At 65.9% G+C, this 25,413-nt stretch carries 27 protein-coding genes; 16 read left to right on the forward strand and 11 right to left on the reverse strand.

Features of this window, described 5'->3' with window-relative positions; all coding sequences use genetic code 11:
* Nucleotides 1-13 precede the first annotated feature (13 nt).
* Nucleotides 14-2,257 (reverse strand): MMPL family transporter, encoded by a 2,244-nt coding sequence (locus ABDC78_RS23365; protein WP_178360382.1) that lies wholly within the window; start codon nt 2,255-2,257, stop codon nt 14-16.
* A gap of 404 nt (nt 2,258-2,661) precedes the next feature.
* Here ABDC78_RS23365 and ABDC78_RS23370 point away from each other — a divergent pair, with 404 nt between their 5' ends.
* Nucleotides 2,662-4,428 carry a hypothetical protein gene (locus tag ABDC78_RS23370; protein ID WP_178360381.1) on the forward strand — a complete coding sequence of 589 codons (1,767 nt, stop codon included), beginning with the start codon at nt 2,662-2,664 and terminating at the stop codon, nt 4,426-4,428.
* Between the two features lie 76 nt (nt 4,429-4,504).
* On the opposite strand, the gene ABDC78_RS23375 is transcribed toward ABDC78_RS23370, so the two are convergent.
* Nucleotides 4,505-4,792, reverse strand: coding sequence for a zinc ribbon domain-containing protein (locus ABDC78_RS23375; protein WP_178360380.1), 288 nt, complete (start codon nt 4,790-4,792; stop codon nt 4,505-4,507).
* Between the two features lie 127 nt (nt 4,793-4,919).
* Here ABDC78_RS23375 and fmdA point away from each other — a divergent pair, with 127 nt between their 5' ends.
* A complete protein-coding gene (gene fmdA / locus ABDC78_RS23380) occupies nt 4,920-6,173 on the forward strand; it encodes a formamidase (protein WP_178360379.1) in 1,254 nt (417 codons plus the stop codon).
* Here the strand turns inward: fmdA and ABDC78_RS23385 are convergent.
* Nucleotides 6,170-6,625 (reverse strand): META domain-containing protein, encoded by a 456-nt coding sequence (locus ABDC78_RS23385; RefSeq protein WP_178360378.1) that lies wholly within the window; start codon nt 6,623-6,625, stop codon nt 6,170-6,172. The genes fmdA and ABDC78_RS23385 overlap by 4 nt on opposite strands.
* A gap of 164 nt (nt 6,626-6,789) precedes the next feature.
* Here ABDC78_RS23385 and ABDC78_RS23390 point away from each other — a divergent pair, with 164 nt between their 5' ends.
* The 3 genes from ABDC78_RS23390 (at nt 6,790) to ABDC78_RS23400 (ending at nt 10,412) form a co-directional block, all read left to right on the forward strand.
* On the forward strand, nt 6,790-9,147 hold the full coding sequence (locus ABDC78_RS23390) for a CocE/NonD family hydrolase (protein ID WP_178360377.1): 2,358 nt from the start codon (nt 6,790-6,792) through the stop codon (nt 9,145-9,147).
* Between the two features lie 105 nt (nt 9,148-9,252).
* Entirely contained in the window at nt 9,253-10,032 is a 780-nt protein-coding gene (locus ABDC78_RS23395; RefSeq protein ID WP_347133203.1) for a hypothetical protein, read from the forward strand.
* Nucleotides 10,029-10,412, forward strand: coding sequence for a hypothetical protein (locus tag ABDC78_RS23400; RefSeq protein ID WP_178360375.1), 384 nt, complete (start codon nt 10,029-10,031; stop codon nt 10,410-10,412). The genes ABDC78_RS23395 and ABDC78_RS23400 overlap by 4 nt, the downstream gene beginning before the upstream one ends.
* Before the next feature lie 12 nt (nt 10,413-10,424).
* Here the strand turns inward: ABDC78_RS23400 and ABDC78_RS23405 are convergent, their stop codons facing one another.
* Complete coding sequence (locus tag ABDC78_RS23405; protein ID WP_178360374.1) at nt 10,425-11,216, reverse strand: M15 family metallopeptidase; 792 nt, start codon at nt 11,214-11,216, stop codon at nt 10,425-10,427.
* Between the two features lie 3 nt (nt 11,217-11,219).
* Complete coding sequence (locus ABDC78_RS23410; protein WP_178360373.1) at nt 11,220-11,366, reverse strand: hypothetical protein; 147 nt, start codon at nt 11,364-11,366, stop codon at nt 11,220-11,222.
* Between the two features lie 42 nt (nt 11,367-11,408).
* Here ABDC78_RS23410 and ABDC78_RS23415 point away from each other — a divergent pair, with 42 nt between their 5' ends.
* The gene (locus tag ABDC78_RS23415) at nt 11,409-12,083 is read left to right on the forward strand and encodes a TetR/AcrR family transcriptional regulator (RefSeq protein ID WP_178360372.1); all 675 of its coding nucleotides are present in this window, start codon (nt 11,409-11,411) and stop codon (nt 12,081-12,083) included.
* 13 nt (nt 12,084-12,096) lie between these two features.
* Nucleotides 12,097-13,035: a R2-like ligand-binding oxidase gene (locus ABDC78_RS23420; RefSeq protein ID WP_256736243.1), complete on the forward strand. Its 939-nt coding sequence runs from the start codon at nt 12,097-12,099 to the stop codon at nt 13,033-13,035.
* A 105-nt stretch (nt 13,036-13,140) separates the two neighbouring features.
* Here ABDC78_RS23420 and ABDC78_RS23425 read toward each other — a convergent pair whose 3' ends face one another.
* A complete protein-coding gene (locus ABDC78_RS23425) occupies nt 13,141-13,452 on the reverse strand; it encodes a DUF3303 family protein (protein ID WP_178360370.1) in 312 nt (103 codons plus the stop codon).
* A gap of 512 nt (nt 13,453-13,964) precedes the next feature.
* Here ABDC78_RS23425 and ABDC78_RS23430 point away from each other — a divergent pair.
* Complete coding sequence (locus ABDC78_RS23430) at nt 13,965-14,384, forward strand: ChaB family protein (protein ID WP_178360369.1); 420 nt, start codon at nt 13,965-13,967, stop codon at nt 14,382-14,384.
* Here the strand turns inward: ABDC78_RS23430 and ABDC78_RS23435 are convergent.
* Nucleotides 14,344-15,369, reverse strand: a complete 1,026-nt coding sequence (locus tag ABDC78_RS23435) for a YihY/virulence factor BrkB family protein (RefSeq protein WP_178360368.1) — start codon at nt 15,367-15,369, stop codon at nt 14,344-14,346. The genes ABDC78_RS23430 and ABDC78_RS23435 overlap by 41 nt on opposite strands.
* An 82-nt stretch (nt 15,370-15,451) precedes the next feature.
* Here ABDC78_RS23435 and ABDC78_RS23440 point away from each other — a divergent pair, with 82 nt between their 5' ends.
* Together ABDC78_RS23440 and ABDC78_RS23445 are read left to right on the forward strand one after the other, a co-directional pair.
* Nucleotides 15,452-16,147 (forward strand): haloacid dehalogenase type II, encoded by a 696-nt coding sequence (locus ABDC78_RS23440; RefSeq protein ID WP_178360367.1) that lies wholly within the window; start codon nt 15,452-15,454, stop codon nt 16,145-16,147.
* Nucleotides 16,140-17,459 (forward strand): ClC family H(+)/Cl(-) exchange transporter, encoded by a 1,320-nt coding sequence (locus ABDC78_RS23445; RefSeq protein ID WP_178360366.1) that lies wholly within the window; start codon nt 16,140-16,142, stop codon nt 17,457-17,459. The genes ABDC78_RS23440 and ABDC78_RS23445 overlap by 8 nt, the downstream gene beginning before the upstream one ends.
* Before the next feature lie 18 nt (nt 17,460-17,477).
* On the opposite strand, the gene map is transcribed toward ABDC78_RS23445, so the two are convergent.
* Nucleotides 17,478-18,266 carry a type I methionyl aminopeptidase gene (map, locus tag ABDC78_RS23450; protein WP_178360365.1) on the reverse strand — a complete coding sequence of 263 codons (789 nt, stop codon included), beginning with the start codon at nt 18,264-18,266 and terminating at the stop codon, nt 17,478-17,480.
* Between the two features lie 85 nt (nt 18,267-18,351).
* On the opposite strand from map, the gene ABDC78_RS23455 reads away from it, so the two are divergent.
* Nucleotides 18,352-18,618, forward strand: a complete 267-nt coding sequence (locus tag ABDC78_RS23455) for a helix-turn-helix transcriptional regulator (RefSeq protein WP_178360364.1) — start codon at nt 18,352-18,354, stop codon at nt 18,616-18,618.
* A 9-nt stretch (nt 18,619-18,627) separates the two neighbouring features.
* Here ABDC78_RS23455 and ABDC78_RS23460 read toward each other — a convergent pair whose 3' ends face one another.
* Complete coding sequence (locus ABDC78_RS23460; protein WP_178360363.1) at nt 18,628-19,533, reverse strand: SDR family oxidoreductase; 906 nt, start codon at nt 19,531-19,533, stop codon at nt 18,628-18,630.
* Between the two features lie 95 nt (nt 19,534-19,628).
* On the opposite strand from ABDC78_RS23460, the gene ABDC78_RS23465 reads away from it, so the two are divergent.
* Nucleotides 19,629-20,186 carry a TetR family transcriptional regulator gene (locus ABDC78_RS23465; RefSeq protein ID WP_178360362.1) on the forward strand — a complete coding sequence of 186 codons (558 nt, stop codon included), beginning with the start codon at nt 19,629-19,631 and terminating at the stop codon, nt 20,184-20,186.
* 13 nt (nt 20,187-20,199) lie between these two features.
* Here the strand turns inward: ABDC78_RS23465 and ABDC78_RS23470 are convergent, their stop codons facing one another.
* The gene (locus tag ABDC78_RS23470) at nt 20,200-21,735 is read right to left on the reverse strand and encodes an APC family permease (RefSeq protein ID WP_178360361.1); all 1,536 of its coding nucleotides are present in this window, start codon (nt 21,733-21,735) and stop codon (nt 20,200-20,202) included.
* A 113-nt stretch (nt 21,736-21,848) separates the two neighbouring features.
* Here ABDC78_RS23470 and ABDC78_RS23475 point away from each other — a divergent pair, with 113 nt between their 5' ends.
* Entirely contained in the window at nt 21,849-22,160 is a 312-nt protein-coding gene (locus ABDC78_RS23475) for a GNAT family N-acetyltransferase (protein WP_178360360.1), read from the forward strand.
* Nucleotides 22,161-22,317: 157 nt separating this feature from the next.
* Here ABDC78_RS23475 and ABDC78_RS23480 read toward each other — a convergent pair whose 3' ends face one another.
* Nucleotides 22,318-22,473, reverse strand: coding sequence for a hypothetical protein (locus tag ABDC78_RS23480; RefSeq protein ID WP_347133204.1), 156 nt, complete (start codon nt 22,471-22,473; stop codon nt 22,318-22,320).
* Between the two features lie 213 nt (nt 22,474-22,686).
* Here ABDC78_RS23480 and ABDC78_RS23485 point away from each other — a divergent pair, with 213 nt between their 5' ends.
* The 3 genes from ABDC78_RS23485 to ABDC78_RS23495 are packed head-to-tail and all read left to right on the forward strand — an operon-like array spanning nt 22,687 to nt 25,412.
* Nucleotides 22,687-23,553, forward strand: a complete 867-nt coding sequence (locus tag ABDC78_RS23485) for a formate/nitrite transporter family protein (protein WP_178360358.1) — start codon at nt 22,687-22,689, stop codon at nt 23,551-23,553.
* On the forward strand, nt 23,550-23,999 hold the full coding sequence (gene cynS, locus ABDC78_RS23490) for a cyanase (RefSeq protein ID WP_178360357.1): 450 nt from the start codon (nt 23,550-23,552) through the stop codon (nt 23,997-23,999). Before ABDC78_RS23485 ends, cynS begins: the two co-directional genes overlap by 4 nt.
* A 54-nt stretch (nt 24,000-24,053) precedes the next feature.
* Entirely contained in the window at nt 24,054-25,412 is a 1,359-nt protein-coding gene (locus tag ABDC78_RS23495) for an acetamidase/formamidase family protein (RefSeq protein ID WP_178360356.1), read from the forward strand.
* The last annotated feature ends 1 nt before the right edge of the window (nt 25,413 follow it).

Raw genomic sequence — 25,413 nt, forward strand, 5'->3', positions numbered from 1 at the left:
TTGTGCTCGCACGTCAATTCACTGCCGATTGTGCTGTCAGTTGGCGCACGGTCAGTTGATGTCGGCGACGGGCCCCACTCGCGAGCAGATGCGCGGGAGGCCGTCGCCACCGGGGCGCCCACCAGTTCACGCGACCCATCAGCGTCATCGCAGCGGGCATGAGTATCGCTCGAATGAGCGTGACGTCGAACAGGATTGCCAGCGTCAACGCCACGCCCAGCAACTTCATGAACGACACTTGAGAGGTGGCCATTGCGATAAAGACGACTGACATGATCAGTGCCGCTGCGGTGACGACGGGGCCAACGCGCTGCAGTCCCCGCATCACCGCGAGGTTGGTGTCGCCGTGCGCGCGGTATTCCTCGGTGATGCGGGACAACAGGAACACCTCGTAGTCCATGGACAGCCCGAACGCAAGACAGATGATGAGGATCGGCGTCGGGGTGGCCAGCGTCCCGGTGACAGCAAAATCTCCGACCAGCCACTGAAGGTGACCCTCCTGGAAGATGAACACCATTGCGCCGAGAGTGGCAGACAAGCTGATTACGTTGAGCAGCAATGCCTTCAGCGGCAGCACCACGCTTCGGGTGAACACGAACAGCACGCCGAACATCGCCAGCGCGAGCAGGGCCGCGGCCAGCGGAACTCGTTCGAGCAGAGCTTCTTTGGTGTCGACGTTTTCCGCAGTGAGTCCACCGACGTAAACAGTGTCCGGCGCTGGGGTCTGGCGTACCTGATCGAGCAACGTGTGGGCCGCGTCGCTGTAGGGATCGACGTCTGGGAGCACCCGCAGATAGGCGCCATTCGGCTCGGGCGCCGGTTTTTCGCCAATCCGTTGACCGTCGACATAGCTTGTCAGCCCCAGCTTGACGGCCACGACGTGCGGCAACTGTGACAACGCCCCGGCGTACCCGTCGAGTTGATCCGCACCCGCCGAGCCCTCGAGGATCACATCCATCGCCGCGGTCGCCTGTGCCGGAAACTCGGAGCGGACCACGTCGCCGACGCTTCGGCTCTCGATCGTCGCCGGCAGCGACCGGTCATCCGCAGAGCTCAACCGGATGGAGCCGAACGGAGCCGCAAGCACAAGAGCCAGGAGCAGGACTGCGCCGCCCATCAGCACCGGTCTACGCATCACCAACTGTGAACTGCGGAACCAGAACCCGTCTTCGTCGGCCGGGGCTTCGGAGGGTGCGCGACGCCGAAGAACCCGCCGAATCACCCGGCGCACGTCGAGCGAGTCGATTCGGGGGCCCAGGAGTCGCAACATGGCGGGCATGACAACGAGGGCGCACGCCGTCGCGAGCAGTATCACTCCGATGCATGCGTAGGCGATCGAACGCAGGTACATCATCGGGAAGACAAGCAGCGCCAGCACCGACAGCGACGCTGCCGTCGCAGAGAACACGACCGTGCGTCCCGCAGTTCGAACCGACTCGATGATCGCGTCGTCAAGGGACCGAGCCTGTGTGCGCTCCTCCCGGAACCTTGTCAACACCAGAAGGCTGTAGTCGATCGCCAGAGCCAGACCGACGATCGTCGTCACGTTGAGCGCGTAGTTGGAAACCGGTGTGACAGCGGACAACAACGTGAGAAGACCCAGTGAACCCACGATCGAAAGCACACCGATCACGACCGGCAGGGCGGCGGCGGTGAGGCTGCCGAACACCAGGGTGATCAGCACGAGGATTATCGGCATCGCGATCGCTTCACTGATCATCAGGTCGTGGTTGAGTTGATCGGTCGCATCGTCGTAGCTGACCGCCTCACCGCCGAGTTCGAGCTTCAGCGGACCGCGTTCGGTGTCGCGGTAGGTGCCGATGAGGCGTCTGGCCGCCGCCGCGAACTCGCGCTCATCGCCTTCGATGTGCGCCACGACCAGCGCCCTCGTTCCGTCACGGCTACGGAGCATGTCGGACTGGCCGGGTCCCCAGTACGAGCTGACCGTCGTGACACCAGCCGTGGCGGCAAGTTGTCGAGTCAGGGCCTCGCCGGCGGCAACCGCGCCGGGATCGTCGACAGACCCGCCGCCGGTGTCGGTCGCGAGAATCACCAAGTTCGGTTTGCCGACGCCGAAACGTTGCTTGAGCGCGGTAGCGGCGCGCTGGGATTCCGAAGAAGGGCTGTAGAAGCCGCCGCCCGCAAGTCGCTCGCTGATCCCCATCCCGAACCCGAGTGCGGCGACCATGAGCACCAAGGTCGCGGCGAGAATCACCTTCGGCCGGGCCACGGCCAGTCGCGCAACCCGGTCTAACACGATGCGCTTCTTTTTGCGTCGACGGGTGCGGCGATTGTGGCCGGTCGCGGGTGGGGAGAGAGGGGCCATGACACCATGCCTCCGCCATGACGGGGATGGAGAAACCACGATGAGTTATCGGACACTTCGTGTTTCCTTCGTTGGTGTTATGACCTGATGAATCATCAGTCGTGTTCGGCCCAACGAGCGCAGTAGCACCCCACTGCAATCCCGCCTCGTTCCGGCGCGGCACTACTGAATCGCGATTTTGAGCGTCCGCTCGCGCTCTCGTGGCAGGGGCCCGCGAGAGTGTCCCTGACCCAGGAATGACCAGTTCTCAAAAAGTGTCTACATCGGCTTGCCGATGCTCTACGGTGGGCCGCGGCCGGAATGACCCGACCGTCAATTTCGAGATTGGGAGAACCATGGCGCAGCTGCCAGCTTGGATGGGTGCGGGCGTGCTCGCTGCCGGTGTGTCTGCCGCGATGATCGCCGGAGCCGACACCGCCGGCGCAGACAGCGGATCTGATACTTCGGGAGCAGCGGCCAGTTCCTCCGGCAGCGCCGATCCCGGTCCCCGCGGCACCGACCGCGACACGGGCGACACCGACTCGTCCAAGCCGACCGACGCATCCGACACCGACGCGGACACCGACGCGGACGCCGCCGACACCGAGGCGGATGCCGACGAGGCCGAAGTCGACGACCTGGACACCGCGGATCTCGCCGACGAGGCCGAGGACGCCATCGCCGACGAGACCGAGGACGTCGAAGACCCCGACGATCAGCTACCGGAGGCCGGCTCCGACGACACCGGCCCCAGTTCCGGCGACGCCCGTCCCGTCGATCACGACCTCACCGCGTCGCCCCGACAACTCGACACCGTCGACGAGTTCGCCGCGGAACCCGAGCACGCCGAAGCCCCTACCGAGGAAGCCGGCGAGCCCACCGCCGTCGAAGCCGAAGAGCAGCAGCTGCCCGTCGAGACCGCGGTCCCGGCCGCGACGGTAGCCAACATTGTTGCGGCGCAGCGCATATCGACCACGCTCAGCGAACCTGCCGCACTCGTGCAACCGCAACCGTGGACACTGCAAGAGATCGTGCAGTCATTGGTCCTGGACGTCATCGGGGTGGCCGTCCGATTCATCTCCGGCCCCCCGGTGGCGGCACCGGGCACCAATGTGACCGTGCGCAGCTCCAGCCTGGAGATCACCGAGGGCCGCACCGTGCCGGCGGATTGGTACTACCCCGACGGCGACGAACCACCGCAGCGACTGATCTACCTGCAGCACGGCTACCTCGGCGTCGGCTCGATGTACAGCTACACCGCGTCGTGGCTGGCCGACCGCACCAACAGCATCGTCGTCGTACCCACGCTGTCGTCGAATCGATATGTCCGCGATGGGTTCTGGCTCGGCGACGATCAGGTGCACCGCGCCACTGCAGACCTCCTACTCGGCGACCGCGACGCGCTGACGGCAAGCGCGGTCGCTGCCGGCTTCGCCAAGAAATACGGCGCCGGCGTCGCGTTGCCGGAGACGTTCACCCTGGTCGGACATTCGCTCGGTGCCGGGGTGGCCGCCGGCGCCGCCGGGTACTACGCCGACGCCGTCATCGCCAGTGGTGCCACCAGCAGGCTGGCCGGGATCGTCCTTCTCGACGGTGCTCCGCCCGGGGACGTGTTGCCCGAGGCGCTCGTCAAACTCGACGGTCTCGGCGCCTACATCCCCGTGCTCGAGCTGGGGGCGCCACGGGAATCCGGTGCGCGCCGGGTGGACGAGGCGCTCAACGGTCATCGGCCCGGGCACTTCAACGGGCTTGTGCTCGACCGCGGCGCCCACCTGGATTCCATGCAAGGCGGCAGCTGGCTCATCCAGCTCGTCTCGTACCTCTACCAGGGATTCCCGACCGAGCAGAACAAAGCGGCCGCACAGACGATCATCGCCGGATGGCTCAATGACTTCTTCGCCGGCCGGATCGATGCGGCCACGGGTGCGTGCGAGGGTGACGACTGCGCCGGGATCTACGGTGAGCCCGGGCAGACCGTCTCCGTCGAGACTCCGAAAGGACCGGCCAGCGGTACGGTGATCGGCACCGCTGTCGCGCCGATGAGCACCGAGTTCCAGCCTCCGTCGGTCAGCTCCCTGATGGCTACGCGGTCCACCGCCGTGCGCCTCATGATTCAGGGGTGATCGCTACTCGGAAGTTGTTGCACCACATCATTTTCCAGGAGGACTGGGACTTTTGACCCATCGCCGACTCGGCCCTTCACGGCCGCGGAAGCTTGCGGTGCAGTGGATTGGTCGACACTCGAGTGGCCCTGCGATTGCCGGCCGGAATGTTCGTGACCACGTCGGGGGATTCGGCGGAGGCTCGGGTCGCGTCCTGAAGCCGCATCTGCGAACTGCCTCCCGCACCCAGTGCGGGTTTGCCGATCATCCGCCTCGCCGGGTCGCCGCACTCCGGGCACGCGGCCGTGTCCGGCGGCGCTGCAATGGGATGTTGCTCGACGAAGTCGACGCAGTCCTGCCGGCATCGGAACGTGTAAGACGGCATGGGGAAAACGATAGCGCCGTGTTCGGTTCCTGAGTCGTGCGGCGCTGTCGCGGTGATCGCGCTACGTTCGAAAGAGACAGTTCCCACACCGAAGCAAGCGCCCGACGCCCAGCACGGAGGAGGCCACGTGCCCGAACTACTGTTCCCCCTCGATTCGACGAAGAAGTTCACCGACCAGCAGATCGTCGGCCACAACCGTTGGCATCCCGACATTCCCGCCGCGGTCACGGTCAAACCGGGTGACACATTCCGCGCGCACTGCCGGGAATGGTTCGACGGCGCGATCCACAACGACGACTCGGCCGAGGACATCCTGAACGCACCGCTGAAGGGTGTGCACTGCCTGTCCGGTCCGTTCGCGATCGAGGGCGCCGAGCCCGGTGACCTGCTGATCGTCGACATCCTCGACGTCGGGCCGATCCCACAGGAGGACTCCGGACCGCTCGCCGGCCAAGGTTGGGGTTACACCGGCATCTTCGCCAAACTCAACGGCGGTGGTTTCCTCACCGAGCAGTTCCCTGACGCCTACAAGGCAATCTGGGATTTCGCCGGGCAGACCACCACATCACGCCATGTTCCCGGGGTGAAGTACACCGGCATCGTGCACCCCGGACTGATGGGCACCGCTCCGTCGGCAGAGTTGCTGGCCAAGTGGAATACGCGCGAGGGTGCGCTGATCGCCACCGACCCGGACCGCGTCCCTCCGCTGGCCCTGCCTCCCGAGCCCCAGGACGCCATCCTCGGCACGCTGACCGGTGGCGACTTCACCCGCGTCGCCGCCGAGGCCGCGCGAACGGCACCGCCCCGGGAGAACGGCGGCAATCAGGACATCAAGAACCTGACGAAGGGAAGTCGGGTCTTCTACCCGGTGTTCGTCCCCGGTGCCAACCTGTCCTTCGGTGACCTGCACTTCTCTCAGGGCGACGGCGAGATCACCTTCTGTGGGGCGATCGAGATGGGCGGATTCATGGATTTGCACGTCGATCTCATCAAGGGCGGCATGGCGACATACGGCGTATCGGAGAACGCCATCTTCATGCCCGGCAACACCGACCCGCAGTACTCGGAGTGGATCGCATTCTCCGGGACGTCGGTCACTCTGGACGGCGAGCAGAAGTATCTGGACTCCGATCTTGCCTATCAGCGTGCCTGCCTTCACGCGATCGAGTACCTGACCAAATTCGGCTACAGCCCGGAGCAGGCCTACCTGCTGCTCGGGTCGGCGCCGATCGAAGGACGACTCTCCGGCGTCGTCGATATCCCGAATTCGTGTGCGACGGTCTACATTCCGACAGCAATCTTCGATTTCCCGATCGCGCCCTCAGCCGCCGGACCGGTTCAGGTCGACCCGGGCATGGGCGCTCCGCACGCCAGCTTCTAGAGATCGGGCTCCCAGGTGAGGATGCCCGAATCAGCAAGCAGCGAGAGGTGCAGTCGGCCGTCCTGGACGAGATAGCCGCGTACCCCGGACAGGGACGTCGACACCCGCTGATCGAGCGATCCCGGCGGACAGCCCATTCTGGTCGTCGCGATCGGACCGAAGGTCAACTCGCCCGACGTGCCGGACTCGTCAGGCCTGGACTGCCACGTCGAGGAACCTCGATTGCAGTGGATCTGGAACGACGCCGCGCCCTGCCCGTCGACGCGGGGTTCGAACCTGACGGTGTAGCGCTGCCCCTCGGGCACCACGGTGGTGCCCTGCGCGTCATCCATCGACTGGATCTCGGTCAGCCGCCACGCCGTGCCGTCCAGCGCGAAGGCGGCATTCGCCGGTGCGGCGGCGCAGCCGACCAGCGACACGAGGGCGGCCACCAGTAACAATCCCATCCGCATACTGACGAACCTACCTACTGTGGCCCGAAGTCTCTCTGACGGCAGTCCGTCCATTTGACCGCGTCTGGTCGGCAACAGGTTTCTGACGGGTCACGCGAATCGCTGATTGCGCGGTCGTGCACGTCCCTACGATGAGCGCGATTGTCAGGTCGAAGGGACGGCTCATGGTTTCAGCACGGGTGGGCGGTCTCGTCGTCGCGCTGGGTCTCGGCTACGCGGTGGTGGCAGCCACCGGGGTGGCGTCGGCCGACACCGACGGTGCCTCCGGAGCGGACTCGTCCAGCTCGTCACAGGCGGATCCATCATCGTCGTCCAACGGCACGTCGAAGCGCGATGGCCGAACCGAGCGCGACGCCGATAACTCCTCTGAAACTCCTGACGGCGAGGGTGATTCGCGATCTGAGACCGAGACCGAGGCCGGGCGCGATGCCGATACCGGGACTGAGCACGCCGCAGATGACGCGCCGTCCGCCACGGACGAAGAAACCGACGACGCGCCGGTCGCCCCGGACGAAGAAACCGACGACGCGCCGGTCGCCCCGGACGAAGAGGCCGACGACGACGGGGAAACCGAGCAGCAAGCCGGCGTCACGCCGCCACCCGCTGTGGGAGACATCGACGTCACGACGACCGCGCCGCCGGAGTCGGCGTCGGTGGTCACGGAAGGGGGCATCGAACTCGCCTCGGCCACGCCGCCGGTCGAGGCCTCCACGGTGGTGGTCGACTCGCCGAGCGAGGGGCCTTCCGAGCCTGTGGTGTCCACGGCGATGTGGACTGTGGCGGCAGCGGCGCGGCGTGACCTCGCCGGCGACACCGTCACCGCCGCGCAGACCGCAACCACCGCCGCTGCGGCACCGAGCGTCATCGCAATCGAACAGGTCGCGCCGCTGGCGTTCCTGCAACAGATCCCGATTCTCGGTCCCGTTCTGTTCACGCCCATTGTTGCTCTGCTACATCAGATTCCGATCGTCAGCGACGTGCTGCATCCGTTGTTCGGTTATCCGGTGCGATGGGGGCTGCCACGCGATACGCCGGTATCCCGCGATGTCAGAGTGGTCTCCGCCGACGGCACCGAGATCTACGTCCACTTCATGCCCGCCTACGGTCTGGCGAAGGATCAGAAAGCGCCGACCGTGCTGAACGGCCCCGGTCTGGGTGCGCCCGGTGCGACGAACATCGACGGCACGTTCCTCGATCCCATCCTCGCCGACTTCGTCGGAATCATGGGCGTCGGGACGCTGCGCCGGGCCGGCTACAACGTCGTCACCTGGGACCCTCGCGGCGAGTGGTACTCAGGCGGCACGTTGGAGCTCAACGCCGCCGAGTTCGAGGGTCGCGACATGTCGGCGATCGTCAGCTGGATCGCCACCCAGCCCGAGGTGCAGCTCGACGAACCAGGCGACCCCCGGCTCGGAATGGTGGGCGTATCCTACGGCGGCGCAATCCAATTGGTGACTGCGGCGAACGATTCGCGCGTCGACGCGATCGTGCCGGCCATCACCTACAACCGGCTCGACACGTCGCTCTACAAGAACGAGGCGTTCAAGAGCAGCTGGGCCACCCCGCTCACGGCGTTGCTCACGGTCCTGGGCGGCCGCATCAATCCGCGGATCCTGCCCGCGACGGTTTACGGCGACCTGACCGGAGAACTGCTCCCGAGTGACCTCGAGTTGTTCGTGCAACGCAATCCGGCCATCGAGAACATCACCGTCCCGACCCTGCTGATCCACGGCACGGTCGACACCATCTTCTCGCTCGCCGAAGCCGACGCCACGGCGCAGACTCTGCTGGCGAACGGGGTGCCGACCAAGGCCGTGTGGTTCTGCGGCGGCCACGGCCTCTGCGCCGGCAACCTGTTCGATCTGCGCGACGGGGTACTGATCGAGCAGCGGACCCTCGCGTGGTTGGACCGGTACGTGAAGGAAGATCTCACCGTGGACACCGGTCCTGAGTTCGAGTGGGTCGATCAACGCGGACAGTGGTTCTCGTCGGCGAAGTACCCGGTGACCACGGGGACGTCCGTGGTGGCGAGTTTCACTGCTCGGCGGACGTTGCCGCTGATCCCGTACCTCAGCGGGTCGGGTCTGCCGTTCGTTCCCTACGCCCTGCCTGCGATCAACGGGATAGAGCTCGAGGTTCCGGCGAGCGCTGCCACGACGTACCTGGTGGGTGCACCGACGCTGACGCTCACCTACTCGGGCACCGGCACCGCCCGGCACGTCTACGCCCAGCTCTTCGACAACACCACGGGATTGGTCCTGGGAAGTATCGCCACGCCGGTGCCGGTGAACCTCGATGGCAACACGCACACGATCACCGTCGATCTCGAGCCGGTGGCACACACGCTGCGCCCCGGCGAATCCGTCACGTTGCAACTCGTGTCGAGCGCAGGGCTGTATGAACGGGTGGTGCCGTCGCTGGGGACGCTCACGGTCTCTGGCATGCAGATCTCGGTGCCGACCGCGGACCTCGCGACGATCCCGTCGTTGTCTGAACAGCAGTCGGCGGCTGCGGTGGCCTAGCCCGCGTGGGCAGATCCGTGCACGTCGGATGCGCGCCCCTCGGCGCGTCAGGCTGACATCGGCCCCGCGGCGGGAGATGATACGCAAGTGGTTGATGTTGCGAATGTGACTAATGGGAAGTCGGCATCCGAGGTGCTGGAGCCGTCAGAGCAGCCCGCGGCACCGGGAGAGACCGCCGCTGCTGTCGAGACGGACGGACAGCAGACCGCCGAGCCTACGGCGGCGCCGCCGCAGCGACGGACATGGAAGATGCCCAAGCCTCCGGTCACCCGGGAGAACGCGGACAAGGTCGGCCGCGTCGCCGTTGACGCCGTGACGAGTACCGCCAGATTCATCGCCGGGGTGGCACGTTTCGGCGCGCGCGTCCTCACCCAGGCATGGCGCGCATTCGAGAGCGTGCCGACGGCGCTCAAGGTGTTCGCCGTCGCCGGACTTCTGCTGCTGCTCGGGCTTGCCGGGGCGATCGCGCTCGACAGTTCCCTCGGACTGCTCTGCACCCTCGTGGTGATCCCGGTCTGCTCGGTCACCCTCGGCGCCCTCGGGCACCGCTGGTACAGCGGACTCGCAGCCGAGCAGCAAGCGCGGCGGACGGACGCCGGCCCCGCCGAACCCCCCACCTCGGATCTGCAGCGTTCCGTCGAGTACGTCGACAACAAGCTCGCGGTGGCGCTGAAGTCGTTCGGCACCGAACGTCATCAGCAAGCGGTGATCGCCCTGTTCCAGGCCAAGACGGCGGTTGAACTCACGCTGGGGACCGAGCAGGACACCACCACCTACGGCGCTTTCCCGCTGCCGGTCGACGACCAGGACCTGAGGCCGCGGATCCGAGTCGGATCGTCGTCGAAATCGCTGATGCGAGAGAGCAATTCCTTGGCGGCGTCGTGAGCGGGCAGAACTTCACCGGGCAGGTCGCGCTTGTCGAGGACGACCACACGCTCGTCATCAACCGGGGCGCCGAAGCGGGGGTGACGCCGGGCATGGTGTTCGCGGTGTATTCCGACGTCGGACAGGTGATCACAGACCCCGAATCCGGAAGGGAACTGGGCAGGCTCAGACGCGAGGAACTGCGGGTGCGGGTTTTTGACGTGCATCCGCTGTTCGCCCGCGCGCACACGTTCGTCCGGACCGACGACTTCCACGGCCTGTTCCAGATTCCGTTCAGTGAGCGGTCCGGCGAGCACGTCGTCACGGTCAACGTCGGCGACACCGTCGCGTTGGTGCGCGGCGAGCACCCGTCGCGACAGGCGGAGCGCAGCGGGACCTGACACCCGGCCGAGTCAGCCGGTCAGCGACGACGGATCGACCGGAAAGTCGAAGTAGGTCTCCGGGAAGGTCTCCGGCTTGTAGGTGAAATGCCACCATTCGTTCGGGTAGTACTCAAAGCCCTGCTTCTCCAGGCCGTCCTTGAGGAGCAGCCGATTCTTCAGTTGATCGCCCTGAATTCGCGGATCGAACGTGTGCGACAACGTGTCGAAACAGTCGTAGCCGGTGCCCATGTCGATGGTGGGATCGGGGAATCTCTCGGTCGCCGGTGCGGCGCAGTCCACCAGCGGCTGGCCCGGGACGTACACCGGCTCGGGCATGGCAGGTAGCGCCACCAGCGTGAGATCGACTGTGCTGCCTCGGCTGTGGCCCGACTGCTCGGCGATGTAGCCGTCCGCGAACAGCTGTGTCTTGTCCACCCGCGGGTAGAACTCTGCTTTCATGCGCTGATCTGCCAGGTCTTTGGCCCACGCGACGAAGTCGTTGACGGCGCGCTGAGGTCGGTAACAGTCGTAGATCTTCAGCGAGTAGCCCTGCTCGACGAACTCGCTCTGCGCGCGCTGAAGCGCCTCGGCCGCGGGGCGGGTGAGGATGCACATCGGAGCCAGGTAGCCGTCGACCGGATCTCCGGTGAAGGTGTGCGGGGTGGTGTAGCGGATGTCCATCAGAATCGATTGGTCGACCTCGCTCAGCGAAACGAACTCCGGCGGCGCGGTCGGTTGGGGCTGCGCGGACGCGGTGGGCGCAACCATGGAGGCTGCGAGCACCGCGGTGGCGATCAGTGCGTGTTTGAGTGTGTTGGCCATTCCTCATTGCAGCACGCATGTGCAGCCCTCGCCGGTGCCGCGCGCCACTTCGCCGGAACTGCGTTCCAGCAGGTCCGCACTCGATTTTGAGCTGTTGGAATGCAATTCCGGCGGGAAGGAAGCGGCGCCGCCCTTGACTGTGGCCTGCATCACAGTAATATGACCAGTGGTCATAGACGACGTGGAGGCGTGATGCCGACGGTGACATGGGCCCGACTCGACGGGGGCCGCCGAACTGCGGTGGTGGCCGCCGCCGAGGCGGAGTTCGCTTCGAAGGGCTTCTCCCGCGGAAGCCTCAACGTCATCGCGCGACGCGCAGGCGTGGCCAAAGGCAGCCTGTTCCAGTACTTCGCCGACAAGCGTGATCTGTATGCGTACATCTGCGACGTGGGCAGCCAGCGGGTGCGCGCCTACATGGAGGACCAGATCCGCGAAATCGACCCCGAGAGGCCGTTTTTCGAGTTCCTGACCGAGCTTCTCGACGCCTGGGTCGCCTACTTCGCCGACCATCCCCGCGAGCGGTCGCTGCATGCCGCCGCGAGCTTCGAGGTCGACACGGATGCGCGGGTGAGCGTGCGCGCGGTGATGCACCGCCACTACCTCGAGGTGCTGCGACCGCTGGTACACAACGCCCGCACGCGCGGCGATCTGGGACAGGATGCCGACATCGAAACGCTGCTTTCGCTGCTGTTGATGATCCTGCCGCACCTGGCGTTGGCGCCGTACGTGCGGGGTCTGGACCCGGTCCTGGGTCTCGACGAACTGACACCCGAACAACCTGCGCTGGCGGTGCGCCGATATGTCGCGGTATTGGCGACGGCGTTCCAACCGGCCCATGTACAGCCCGATCAACGCGCGACAACCTAGGAGGTACACATCAATGGAGAGAACACGTTCGGACTCGTTGGCTGCCGGAGGACTCAACTGGGACAGCATGCCCCTGAAGCTTTTTGCCGGAGGCAATGCCAAGTTCTGGAATCCCGCCGACATCGACTTCTCCCGCGACCGTGCGGACTGGGAAGCACTGTCGGAACTGGAGCGCGACTGGGCGACCCGGTTGTGCGCGGAGTTCATCGCCGGTGAGGAAGCGGTCACCCAGGACATCCAGCCGTTCATGGCCGCGATGCGGGCGGAGGGACGACTCGGCGACGAGATGTATCTGACACAGTTCGCCTTCGAGGAGGCCAAACACACGCAGGTGTTCCGTCTGTGGCTCGATGCGGTGGGTATCACCGATGACCTGCAGTGGTACCTCGATGACCTGCCGGCCTATCGGCAGATGTTCTACGAGGAGTTGCCACAATCTCTCGACTCACTGGCCACCGACCCGTCGCCGGCCGCCCAGGTGCGGGCGTCGGTGACCTACAACCACGTCATCGAAGGCATGATGGCGCTGACCGGATACTATGCGTGGCACCGTATTTGTGTGGAACGCGGCATCCTGCCCGGCATGCAGGAGCTGGTGCGTCGCATCGGCGACGACGAGCGGCGCCACATGGCCTGGGGCACGTTCACGTGCCGCCGGCACGTCGCCGCCGACGACGCCAACTGGGGCGTCTTCGAATCCCGCATGAACGAACTGATTCCCCTGGCCCTCAAGAACACCGACGACTCGTTCGCCCTCTACGACGAGATCCCGTTCGGCTTCACGATCGATGAGTTCCAGCAGTACGCCGCAGACAAGGGGATGCGGCGCTTCGGAACGATCGGCAGTGCACGCGGCCGTCCGCTGGCCGAGATCGACATCGATTACTCGCCACTGCAATTGGAGGACACCTTCGCCGCCGAGGATCTGAAAGTCCTGGCCGCGTCGGCCTGATCCGCCGGTCTCGGTTGCGCGCCTGCGCAGCGCCGCGTTTGGCTCGGACTGCACCCGGGTGCTTCGAAGAACCGTGAGGTGGCCGCGCGTAATCGGTAGGGAGCGTCAGCTCACGGACTCGCGGAAAGCAATTCCTTCCTGTGCTGCCCGTACGGTATCCGCGACATCCTGCACCGGATAGACCTGATACTCGACGTACGGGCCGAACTTGGCCGAGGTTGCCGCCAGATCAGCGGGGTTGTCGGTTTCGATGACGGCGAATGTGCCGCCGCCATCAAGTCTGCCGACGAACTGGTGAAATGTCGTACCGTCCGGTGGACTCCACTTGGAGTACAGATCCAGCACGCGCTTGGCCGCCTCCTCGTTCTCGGTGGCAGAGCCGTTGAGTCTGAAGGTCATCGACACCACATACTTCATTTTCTCTCCTCCTCATCGGGATCGAGCCCCCGCCCGGACGCGATTGTCAGTAACCCCTCGATGCTGCCCCTGGCACGTCGAACTGGTACCCGAACCGTGGATCTCTGAGGTGTTCCTTTCCACTCGAAACAGTCAGTGCGCCAAATTGGTTGTTGCTCGGCTAACGGTCCGAGGTGTCGCTCGACGCGAGTCATGACACCCCAGTTGCGCAGCCGATGAGCCGCCGAGCGGCCCGCATCGGAGCACGGTTAGCTGCCTGCGCTTCCGAGCTTTGCCAGGCGGGAGAATTGTGATGACCCGTAGCCTCACCGAGGTGAACGAACGGCCGGGCTTCAGCTGTTCGCCTGCGCACAGTCGCGTTTGGCTCGGACTGCACCCGGGTATCGGAAACAGCAGCCGCCCTGGCTGTCGTACCCGTTGCACCTATCGCACTTGTTCGTCCGTCTCGGCGGCGACTGCCCGAAGATTCACGGCAGATTCTGACTCACCGAAGATTGCGAGGAGCAACCACGATGCCGATGACCAAGAAGAGCGGCAAGCCCAAGAAGAGCGAACTACCCAACACGGTCCGCAAGTCGGGCAAGAAGGCCCAGCGCACATTCGCCAAAGCCCACGACGCCGCGGCCAAAGAGTACGGCGACGCCGAGCGCGCGCACCGCGTGGCCTACAACGCCCTCAAGCGGAAGTTCGAGAAGGTCGGCGATCGCTGGGAGAAGAAACCCGCAAAGGGACCGTCCGACGACCGTGCTCGCAGCGGTGGCCCGAACCCCAAGGGCAAGAGCGCTGAAGGGGTCAACGCCAACGCAACCAAGCAGCACCTGGTTCAGGTCGCGCGCAGACTCGACATCCCCGGCCGTTCGAAGATGGACAAGGGTGAGTTGGTGACCGCGATCAAGAAGGCGAACCGCCGTGAGGCCGCGCGGAGTCGCTGAGTCGGCGAAGCTGCCAGGGGTGGTCCCGGTGAGGCCACATTCTCTCGATCTCGGCGTTGAACTCGGCGCCCAGTAGCACCGCGAACGCGGTGATGTAGAGCCACAGGACGACGGCGATCGGCACCGCGAGTTGGCTGAACACCGCGTCGTCCTGCACGCTCAACGCGAGGTAGGCCCGCAGGCCCGCCGACGCCAGTAGCCACAACACCATCGCCAGTACCGCGCCGGGCACATCGCGGCGCCATGGCGTTTTCCACGGGACACCGACGTGGTAGAGGGTTGCCAGGCCGGCGAGCACACCAACGACCACTGCGGGCCAGAACATCAGGTCGAGCATCCGCAGTGTGGTGTCGGCGACGGCGGTGGGAGTCAGCCATTCGAGGATTCGCGGGCCGAAGATCAACGGCGGCAGCATCGCTATTGCGCCGAGCAGTAGACCCAGCGTGAGGCCGAGCGCCAAGAGGCGTCGACGCCAGGCGGGCCGTGGCTCGACACCGTAGGCGATCGTGATCGTCTCCAGATAGCGGTTGACCGCTCGAGAACCAGTCCAGATGCTGAGCGCGATGCCGATGGACACCACGCTGCCCCGGGTCTGGGCGAGCACGGTGTCCACCACCTGCTCGTAGGTGGCGAAGGTCGGATCCGAGAAGAATGATCTGGGGATACCCAGTACGAGTTCACGGAGTTGGTCGTTTCCCTCCGGGCCGAGCGCGGCCGCGACGAAACCAAGTGACCCGATCACTGCCAACAGCAGCGCCGGTAGCGAGATCAGGGTGAACAGTGCCGCCTCGGCCGCCAGTCCGGGTACCCGGTCGGCCACTGTGGCGCGACGGGTGCGTTCGATCAGTCGACAGGCTTGTCGCGCCGGTCGGGGGAGGCGGGCGAACCTCGCGGCGCCTCGCCGATGCAGTGCCGTCCGGGTTGCCGCAGCGGACGCCGTCAGCCGTGATCGCAGATCTGAACGCTCGCTTTGCGGTGGTGCCATCACGTCGACCCTATGAGACGACAGGCCCGGCACCGAACCCGCTTCCGGACCGGACACGAAGGCGACGAGTACCCTGACCCGGGTGGTCGTGCGGGCGTTGGTCTTCGATGTCTTTGGCACTCTGCTGGATTGGCGCACCGGGATCGCCGAAACGTTTCGCGAGTGCGCAGTTCCCGGCGACGCCGACGTCCTCACCGACGCCTGGCGGGCTCGCTACCGGCCGATGCTCACCGAGGTGAACGAGCACCGGCGCCCGTGGGGCGACTTCGACGAGCTCCACCGGGCGACGCTCGACGATCTGCTGGCCGAGCAGGGTTTAGCGCTGCCCGACGACGTGCGTGACCGCCTTGTTGCCGGGTGGCATCGGCTGCCGCCGTGGCCCGATGTGCGGGCCGGCCTCGACGAGTTGCGGCGCACCCACATCACCTCGACGCTGTCCAACGGCCATGTGGCCCTGCTGGTGGACCTGGCCCGCCATGCCGATCTGCGGTTCGATTGTGTGCTGTCGGCCGAACTGTCGCGCGCCTACAAACCGGCGCCTGCGGCCTACCTGACTGCGGCGAACCTGCTGGGCGTCGACCCCGGCGAGTTGATGTTGGTCGCCGCCCATCCCTGGGATCTGGACGGAGCCCGCGGCGCAGGGCTGCGTACCGCGTACGTCGCACGGCCGCTGGAGTACGGCCCCGGCTCGGCACCGCATCCGCAGCCGCAGGCCGACCTGTCCGTGTCCGACCTGCCCGAGTTGGCCCACCTGTTGCGCAACACCCTCCATGACTGAGTCGGACGTCGAGTCCGGCGAGCCCGACGTCCCCGTGCGGGGATGGATCCTCGTGTGTTCGACGGCCGTCGTCGCGGGCGTGGCCATCGGTTTCATCGGCGGCGCCTTCCGCTGGTGCCTTCAGACGGCGGACCGGCTGCGGATCGACCTCGTCGACTGGGCACACCGACTTCCCGGCCCCGGGTGGTTGGTCCCGATTGCCGCTGTCGCGCTCGGCGCGGCGCTGGCAGCGCTGATCGTGCGTTGGGTGCCGTTGGCTGCCGGCAGCGGGATCCAGCATGTCGAGGCCGTCTACCGCGGCGAGGCTCGCCCGCCACTGCTGATCCTGCTGCCCGCGAAGTTCATCGGCGGCGTGTTGTCCATCGGGTCGGGGCTGGTATTGGGTCGCGAGGGACCGACGGTCCACATGGGTGCGGCGATCGGCGCCGAAGCGGCGCGCCGCGCCAGGCTCCAGGACGCCGACATCCGGATGATGCAGACCGCCGTCGGCGGCGCCGGCCTCGCGGTCGCCTTCAACGCCCCCATCGGGGGCACGTTGTTCGCGCTCGAGGAGGTCACGAAGTCCTTCCGGTTGAAGACGGTGTTGGCCACACTGTTCGCGGCGGCGACAGCCGTCGGGTGCATGCGACTCGTCCTCGGAAACGAACCGGACTTCCTCGTCGAACAGATCGATGCGCCTGCGTTGGCGTGGCTTCCGCTCTTCGTGGTTTTTGGTCTGCTCACCGGATGCCTTGGCGCCGTGTACAACCGGCTGGTGTTGTGGTTTCTCGACCGGGTGGGAGGGCTGCGTCGGATTCCGGCCGTCGCCAAGGCGGCCGTGATCGGCGCCGTCATCGGGCTGGCGATGTTCGTCTACCCCCTCGCGGTGGGCGGCGGCGACTCGTTGACGCAGATGATTCTGAGCGGGCAGACGATCGTGCTGCCGGTCGTCGTCGGCTACCTGCTGGTGCGTTTTGTCGCCGGCCCGCTGTCTTATTCGGCGGCTGTTCCCGGCGGACTGTTTGCGCCGCTGCTGGCCATCGGCGCACTGTGGGGACTGCTGTTCGTCGGGGTCGTCGACAGCGTGTGGCCCGGCAACACAACCACATTGGCCATCCCGATGGCGCTGGTCGGCATGGCGGCGTTCTTCGGGGCCACCGTGCGCGCCCCCGTGACGGGCATCGTCATCGTCATCGAGATGACGGCCACGACGGCGGTCGCCATCCCGATGCTGGCGGCCACGGCCGCGGCGGTGCTGGCGGCCGAGGTGACCCGGTCACCGCCCATCTACGAGTCGTTGCGAGAACGGATGATGCCCGAAGCGCCGCGATGACCCCACGGATGCACCGCATTACGTCATGTGGTGCGCCGATCGTGACGGCGTCAGTATCCGTGGACCGGTTTCGGTGATGGCGATGGTGTGCTCGGAGTGCGCGGTGTTCGATCCGTCTGCTGACCGCAGGGTCCAACCGTCGGCATCGATGACCAGACGATCGCTGCCCCGAGCCCACCATGGCTCCAGTGCAAGGGTCATGCCCGCCCGCAGCAGCAGTCCGCGACCCCGGCGTCCGCGGTTGGAGACGTGGGGATCCTCGTGCATGGTGCGCCCCAAACCGTGCCCGCCGAATTCGGCGTTGACGCGATACCCCGTTTCGGCGGCGACGTCGCTGATGGCAGCGGAGATGTCACCGAGGCGGCCCCCGGGGACCGCCGCGGCCACCCCCGCCGCCAGAGCCCGTTCGGTGGACTCGACCAGCTCGCTGTCGGCGGGGTCGGTGCTGTCGCCGACGATGACCGTGACCGCTGCATCGGCCACCCACCCGTCGATCGAGACCGCAAAATCCAGGGTCAACACATCGCCGTCTCCGAGGACGTAGTCATGTGGCTTTCCATGCAGCACTGCATCATTGACGGACAGGCAGATGACGTTGCGGAATGGGCCGCGACCGAATGACGGCGCGTAGTCCCAGTAGCACGAGGTTGCACCGCGGTCGCTGACCAGCGTGCGGGCGTGACGCTCGAGCTGCATCAGGTTCACTCCCGGCTCCGCCTCGGCCGACAGCGTCGCCAGCGTGTCCGCAACGAACTCGCCGGTCACCGCCATCTTGTCGATCTCATGGGCGGACTTGAGTTCGATCATGCTCGGGCTCCGTTCCAAGTCGGTATTTTTATACCGTTGCGACGGTACCAGGTCCGGTATTTGAATACCGGCTATGCTGGCCGGCATGGTGCGTGTACCCCTGAGCCCGGAGCAACTGGAAGCCGGTCAACGCCTCGGCGCGCTGATCAGGACGGCGCGTGCCGGTCGTGACCCCGAGATGATCGCGCGTGAGGCCGGTATCTCGCCCGAGACACTGCGCAAGATCGAGGTCGGCAGAATGCCCAGTCCGAGCTTCGGCAACGTGGTCGCGATCTGTTCCGCACTCGGCATGCCCCTGCAGGATGCCGTCGAGGCGTGGCGGGGGACAGGCGACCGTCGGATAGCCATCTAGGAGTCGGTCTCAGCTGGGCGTGGCGAAATAGTGACCGGCTTTGATGTCCTCGAGCAGAGCCGGGTGTTCCGGTGTCCAACCCAGTAGCGCCTGCGTGGCCGCGCTCGAGGTCGGATTATCCAGGGACGCAACCCATCCGATGAACCCCAATTGCTCGCGGGCGTGGTCGGCGGTCACGCTGACCGCGGGGACATCGAGCTGCTCGCCGATCGTCTGGGCGATCTCGCGGAACGGCACCCCTTCTTCCGCGGCGCCGTGCAGCATCGAACCGGCCGGCGCGGACTCGACCGCCAGACGGTAGAGGTGCGCGGCATCCCTGTTGTGTACGGCCGGCCAACGGTTGGAGCCGTCGCCGACGTAGATGGATTGCCCGGTCGTTCGGGCATGTGTGACGAGGGCTGGGATGAACCCGTGGTGATCGGTGGGCCCGTGCACCGTCGGCGCCAGCCGGATCACTGCTGATCGCACCCCGCGCTGCGCGAGTCGCAGTGCTGCGTTCTCCGACGCCACGCGGGCACCGGACGGATCGACGACAGTCGCCTCGGTGCCGACGGCGCTCGCCGATCCGGTGGCCAGCGACGAGGTTCCGGAGGTGTTGACGAATGGTTTGTTCGAACCTGCCAGTGCCGCACCCATGGCTTCCACCGCCCGTAGGTCGGTCGCGGCCGCGTCGAGATAGTCGGAGAAGTCGTGATTGAAGGCGAGGTGGATCACCCCGTCGGCCTCGGCGGCAGCGGCGGACAGGACGTCGACGTCATCGAGGGTGCCGCGGTGTACCTGCGCGCCCGCCGCGGTCAGCGCCTCGGTCGAAGCGTCCGAGCGCGCCAGTCCGGCGACCTGGTGTCCGTTGTCGAGCAACTCGCGGACAACGAGTGAGCCGATGTGTCCGGATGCGCCGGTGACAAAAATTCGCATGAGGGGTCCCTTGAGTTCGCCGTATGGGTGATGTCAGTGAGTGACATCAAACGTACACTCGATGTCAGCGACTGTCATCCCCATACAATCCGACCATGGGTCGTTGGGAACCGGATGCGCGCGGTCGCCTCGAGCGGGCGGCGCTCGAGTTGTATTTCGACCGCGGGTTCGACCAGACCACGGTCGCGGAGATCGCCGAGCGTGCCGGCCTGACCGAGCGCACCTTCTTCCGGCACTTCGCAGATAAACGCGAAGTGCTGTTCCGCGGTGACGAATTGGCCCAACGGCTGACAACCGCGCTCACGGGTGTGCCCGACTCGGTGACAGCGCTGGATGCGGTCGCCGCGGCGCTCGAGTCGCTGTCCGACTTCTTCGACGAACGGCGGCCCTACTCGGAGAAACGGCAGGCGGTCATCGCCGGCAACGCCGGACTGCGGGAACGCGAACTCATCAAGCTGGCGTCGCTGGCGGCGACCATCGGCGAGGCGCTACGGCAACGTGGCGTCACCGAACCCGCGGCCAGCCTGACCGCGGAGGCGGGAATGGCGGTCTTCAGGGTCGCCTTCGACCGCTGGCTCGCCGATCCGCAGAGGCGCGGCCTCGCGGTACACCTCCGCGAGTCACTCGCACACCTCCGGAAGATCGCTACCTAGCCTCTCGTCGCGGCTACGGTTCGTCGACGACGAGCGCGGGGGTGTCCCTGCGCAGGGTCTCACCCCGGAAGAACGCCGGTTGACGTGCCCGCATCACCAACATCACGACCACCCCGGCCAGGATCAGCCCGAGTCCGAGGATCAGGACCAGGCCGACACCGCCGATGCTGGCACCGCTGCCGTAGTCCGGCGAGGCGCTGTCGCGCAGGGTGATGAGGAGGACCGCAAACAGCCCCAGTCCGCCCAGTAGCGGGAACAGCAACTTGAAGATCACGGTGTAGGCGCTGTTGAACAAGCTGTGGCGGAAGAACCAGACGCAGCCGAACGCGGTGAGACCGTAGTAGAAGCAGATCATGATGCCGAGCGAGTAGATCGTGTCGGTGAGCACGCTCTCGCTGACAAACGTCAGGACCGAATAGAACACCGCTGCTCCGACACCGGCGGCGACGGTGGCGAAGGACGGGGTCATGAAGCGGGGATGGACCGTGGTGAATCGCTTGGGGAACGCCCCGTACGTGCCCATCGCCAGCATCGTGCGGGAGGTGGGCAGGAAGGTGGTGATCAGACTCGCAGCGCTCGACGCCAGGACCGCGAGGAACAGGAACAGGTGCCAGGGCCCACCCAGGATCGGCTCGGCCAGCGCGCCGAACACGTTGTCGGCGATGTCCTCGTTGCCCAGTCCCACCCCATCGGTGCCCACTCCGGCGTACATCTGCGTCGCGATGGCCACCAACAGGTAGGTCATCAGGATCGAGACCACACACAGCAATGCCGCGCGGCCCGGAGCGCTGTCGGAATCGCGGGATTCCTCGTTGACGGTCAGCGCGGTGTCCCAGCCCCAGAACGCGAAGATCGAACCGGACAGGCCGGCGATGAACGCGGACATGGTCAGCCCGGCCGGGCTGAACCAGTCGAAGCTGAAGGCGATGCCGGTCGGCGATGACCCCGACTTCGCGAACGCGACGACAGCGAAGGTCAGCAGTACCACCATCTGGAAACCGACCAGGACGAACTGGACACGCTCGGTGGTGGTGATCCCGCGGTAGGAGATCGCCGTGGCCACCCCCAGGAACGCCAGACACGTCAGCACATTGACGATCGGGTTCTCCCACAGCGAAGCGATGCTTTCGTTGCCGAAGAGGTCGCCGATGAACTGATAGAAGAACTGGACCGCGACGCCGGCGAGATTGGACAACACGATCACCGTGGCGACCACCGCGGCCCACCCGCCGATCCAGCCGACGTAAGGGCCGAACGCCTTGGTCGTCCAGGTGAACGACGTCCCGCAGTCCGGTGCCACCTTGTTCATCTCGCGGTAGGCATAGGCGGCGAAGAACATCGGCAGGAATCCGGCGATGATGACCACGGCCATCTTCGATCCGGCCTCGGCGACCAGGATGCCGATCGTCGCGGTCAACGCATAGGCAGGCGCCACCGACGAGATGCCGAGAACGGTGCCACCGAGCACCCCGACGGCGTTATGAGACAGTCCCTTGTCCTGCACGCCCGTCGCGGCGCGGGGGGTCGGGTCGGGTGCCTCGATCTGCATGGGACCTCGCTCTGGCCGAAGGTCTGTTCAGAGTAAGGCCGCCGCGGGCGCTTGTCCCTGTTTCGAATCGGCGCGCAGGGGTGATACTCATGCAGTCGAGACCGAGGAGCCCCATGAGTGTCCCAACCCCTCCCGACAGGACCGGCGCCGCCACCACCGTCACCGAACAGTCGGATCGCTTCGTCATCGAGGTCAACGGCCGAATCGTCGGACTCGCCGACTTTCACGACCGCGACGGCCGCCGCGTTTTTCCGCACACCGAGGTTCTTGCCGAGTACCAAGGCCGGGGTCTGGCAACGATTCTCGTCGCCGAAGCGTTGCGCAGTACGCGGACCGCGGGATTACGTATCGTGCCGCAATGCTGGATGGTCGCCGAATTCATCGACAAGCACCCGGAATACGCCGACCACACCGACCCGGCCTGACTCGGTCACCGGCTGGGGTTTCGTGTACCGAGGGATCCCGAGGTCGGGGCGGCATCGGTTCGGTTGACGGAACACCGTGTCGGCAGCGCGTTCTGGAAAGTTCACGGGCAGTACGACCGGGTCGCCGCCCCGACGAACAGTCCGCTGGGAGCGCGGTTCAGGTCTCGTCCGGGATCTGGTGGCGGGTCTGAGAGCGGGCGGGGGCGTCTGGATCGTCGTCCTGGTGCTCCAGTTTCTCCTGCAGTTCGCGCTGCTCCTCGGTCGCCTCGGTGGCGTCCTCCGGGGTAGGTGACGGTCCGTTCGTCTGTTCCACGGCTGAGCTCCATCCGGTGTCGGCATCCATGCACCTGTCGGAGTCTCCGCTGGCGCCGTCGGCGAAACACTGCGCAGGTAGATCCGCCTCCGTGTCTCCTCACACGGGCCGGGTGAGCCTGTGAGGAGGCGGCAACACAGATGAATAGACCACGTTGCCATTCGGCAATACGAAGTGGGAACCCTCGGGCATCAATCACCCGAAAGGTCACCCATGTCCTATGTGAGCCCACCGGACTTCGTCGGCAAGATGATCGATGCCGGCGAGTCCAAAGCAATGATGTCCACCCGCGACACCCTCATCCGCGCCTACATGGCCGGCGCGATCCTGGCCCTGGCCGCGGCATTCGCCGTCACCATCACGGTGCAGACCGGCAACGCACTGCTGGGCGCAGTGCTGTTCCCGGTCGGGTTCTGCCTGCTCTATCTCCTGGGCTTCGACCTGCTCACCGGGGTGTTCACCCTGGTGCCGCTGGCCCTGCTCGACAAGCGCCGCGGGGTGACGGTCCGCTCGATGCTGCGCAACTGGGGTTGGGTGTTCCTCGGCAACTTCGCCGGCGCGCTCACCGTGGCGCTGATGATGGCCGTGGTGTTCACCTACGGCTTCAGCGTCGACCCCAATGACGTCGGGCGCCAACTCGGCGAAATCGGTCATAGCCGCACGGTCGGTTATGCCGAGCACGGCGCCGCCGGAATGCTCACGCTGTTCATCCGCGGGGTGTTGTGCAACTGGATGGTGTCCACCGGGGTGGTCGCGGCGATGATGTCGACCAGCGTGTCCGGCAAGGTCATCACGATGTGGATGCCGATCATGTTGTTCTTCTACATGGGGTTCGAGCACTCGGTGGTCAACATGTTCCTGTTCCCGTCGGGGCTGATGCTCGGTGGTGACTTCTCCATCGCCGACTACCTGGTATGGAACGAAATCCCCACAGTGCTCGGCAATCTCGTCGGTGGACTGGCCTTCGTCGGTCTCACCCTGTTCGCCACACACGCACGAACGGGCGCAAACCGCCTCGTCGAACTCGACGAACTCCAGTCCGCCAAGTCCACCACCACCCGAGAGGGCGTGAACGCATGACACCGATCCTGGCCAAAGCCGATGCCGCGGAACTGATCGTCGCCGCGAGAATCCGTAAGAAGTTGACGTGGGCGGACATCGCCGGGGAGATCGATGCGCCGGTGGTCTGGTGTGTGGCGGCGTTGCTGGGACAGCATCCGATGTCGGCGGCTCAGGCCGAGAAGGTCTGTGCGCTACTCGAACTCGACGGGTCTGTCGCGGAGAGCCTGCAACTTCAACCTGCTCGGGGTCTCGATCCGGAGATGCTCTCCGACCCCACCATCTACCGGTTCCATGAGGCACTGGCGGTCTACGGACCCGCGCTCAAGGAGCTCATCCACGAGGAGTTCGGTGATGGCATCATGAGCGCCATCAATTTCAAGGTCGACATCGCGCGGCGTGAGCATCCCGATGGCGACCGTGTGGTCGTCACCTTCGACGGCAAGTTCCTCGACTACCGATGGTGACTGCCACTTGAGTTCACCCTGCCGTCAACGACTTACCGCAAACCGGGAGAGACCATGAGTGAACACGCACGTGAGGCCGCAATGAACCTGTATGCCGGAATCGGGCGACGGGATTTTGTGCGGGCAGTAGCCGCCGTGGGCGCCGGTGCCGGTGTTGCCGGCCTCGCGTCGGCCTGCTCGTCCGGGAGTTCGACTCCGGACGGGTCACCGTCGGCCACCGCCGGGGGCTTCAGCGTTTTACAACCGGGACAGGGAGACCCGGAAGGCGACCACTACCTACCGTCCACGCCTGACGAGGTGCTCTGGGGATATGTCCCCACCGTGCACGCCACGCCGGTGATGCAGATGGCGTCGGGCCAGACCGTGACGATCGATGCGGTGAGTCACGAGGGGATCCTCGAAGATCAAGGTCGCGACCCGATCGAGTATTTCGGCACGCAGGGGGTGGACCAGTCGGATGTTCTGCAGGACGCCGTCGCCATCGCGGCCGACTACGACCGCACCCCAAGGAATTTCGACAAGGACGGGCCGCATGTGGTGACCGGTCCTGTCTTCGTCGAAGGTGCTCAGCCCGGGGATGTACTGAAAATAGAGATTCTCCAGGCGATTCCGCGGGTACCCTACGGTGTCGTGTCGAGCCGTCACGGCAAGGGGGCATTGGCGCGAACCGCCGACGGCGGAGCGCCGCCGGGGATCACCGATCAGGAAGTCATGCCTGCGATCGCCTCCGACCGACGGCCCAATCCTGATCCGCGGTTGTACGGCAACGTGTCGACGTTCACCGGCGTGGAGGACGGTTACGGCGTGATGAAGTACGGCGCCGCTCAGGTGCGGTTCCCGTTGCGGCCCTTCATGGGAATGATGGGCGTCGCCTTCTCCCAGGACACCGACCTGACGGCGGCGACCGCGAACTCCATCCCGCCGACAGTGGGTGGAGGCAACATCGATATCAGGCTGCTCGGTGAAGGCGCCACCTTCTACCTGCCCGTGTTCGCCGAAGGCGCCCTGTTCTATGTCGGGGATCCGCACATGGCCATGGGGGACGGCGAGGTCGCGCTCACCGCGATGGAGGGATCACTGCGGGGCACCTACCGGCTCTCGGTGTGCAAACCCCGCTCGGGCGACGCGCCTTCGGTGGCCTACCGGTACCCGTTCGCCGAAACGGCGGACGCGTGGGTGCCCATCGGGTTGTCCGACCCCGACGGATCGGTCGGCGGTCAGGGCACCGACCTCGATGTCGCGATGAGGCGTGCGGTGGTGAATGCGTTGGATTTCCTGGAGACCGATCGTGGCATGGATCGCGCGACGGCCTACGCGTATCTCTCCGCGGCGGCCGACTTCTCGGTGTCGCAGGTGGTCGATCGCACCGTCGGCGTGCACGGGCAGTTGTACAAGTCGCATTTCGGCGACTGAC

Source organism: Mycobacterium sp. DL (genome assembly GCF_039729195.1).
Taxonomy (GTDB): domain Bacteria; phylum Actinomycetota; class Actinomycetes; order Mycobacteriales; family Mycobacteriaceae; genus Mycobacterium; species Mycobacterium hippocampi_A.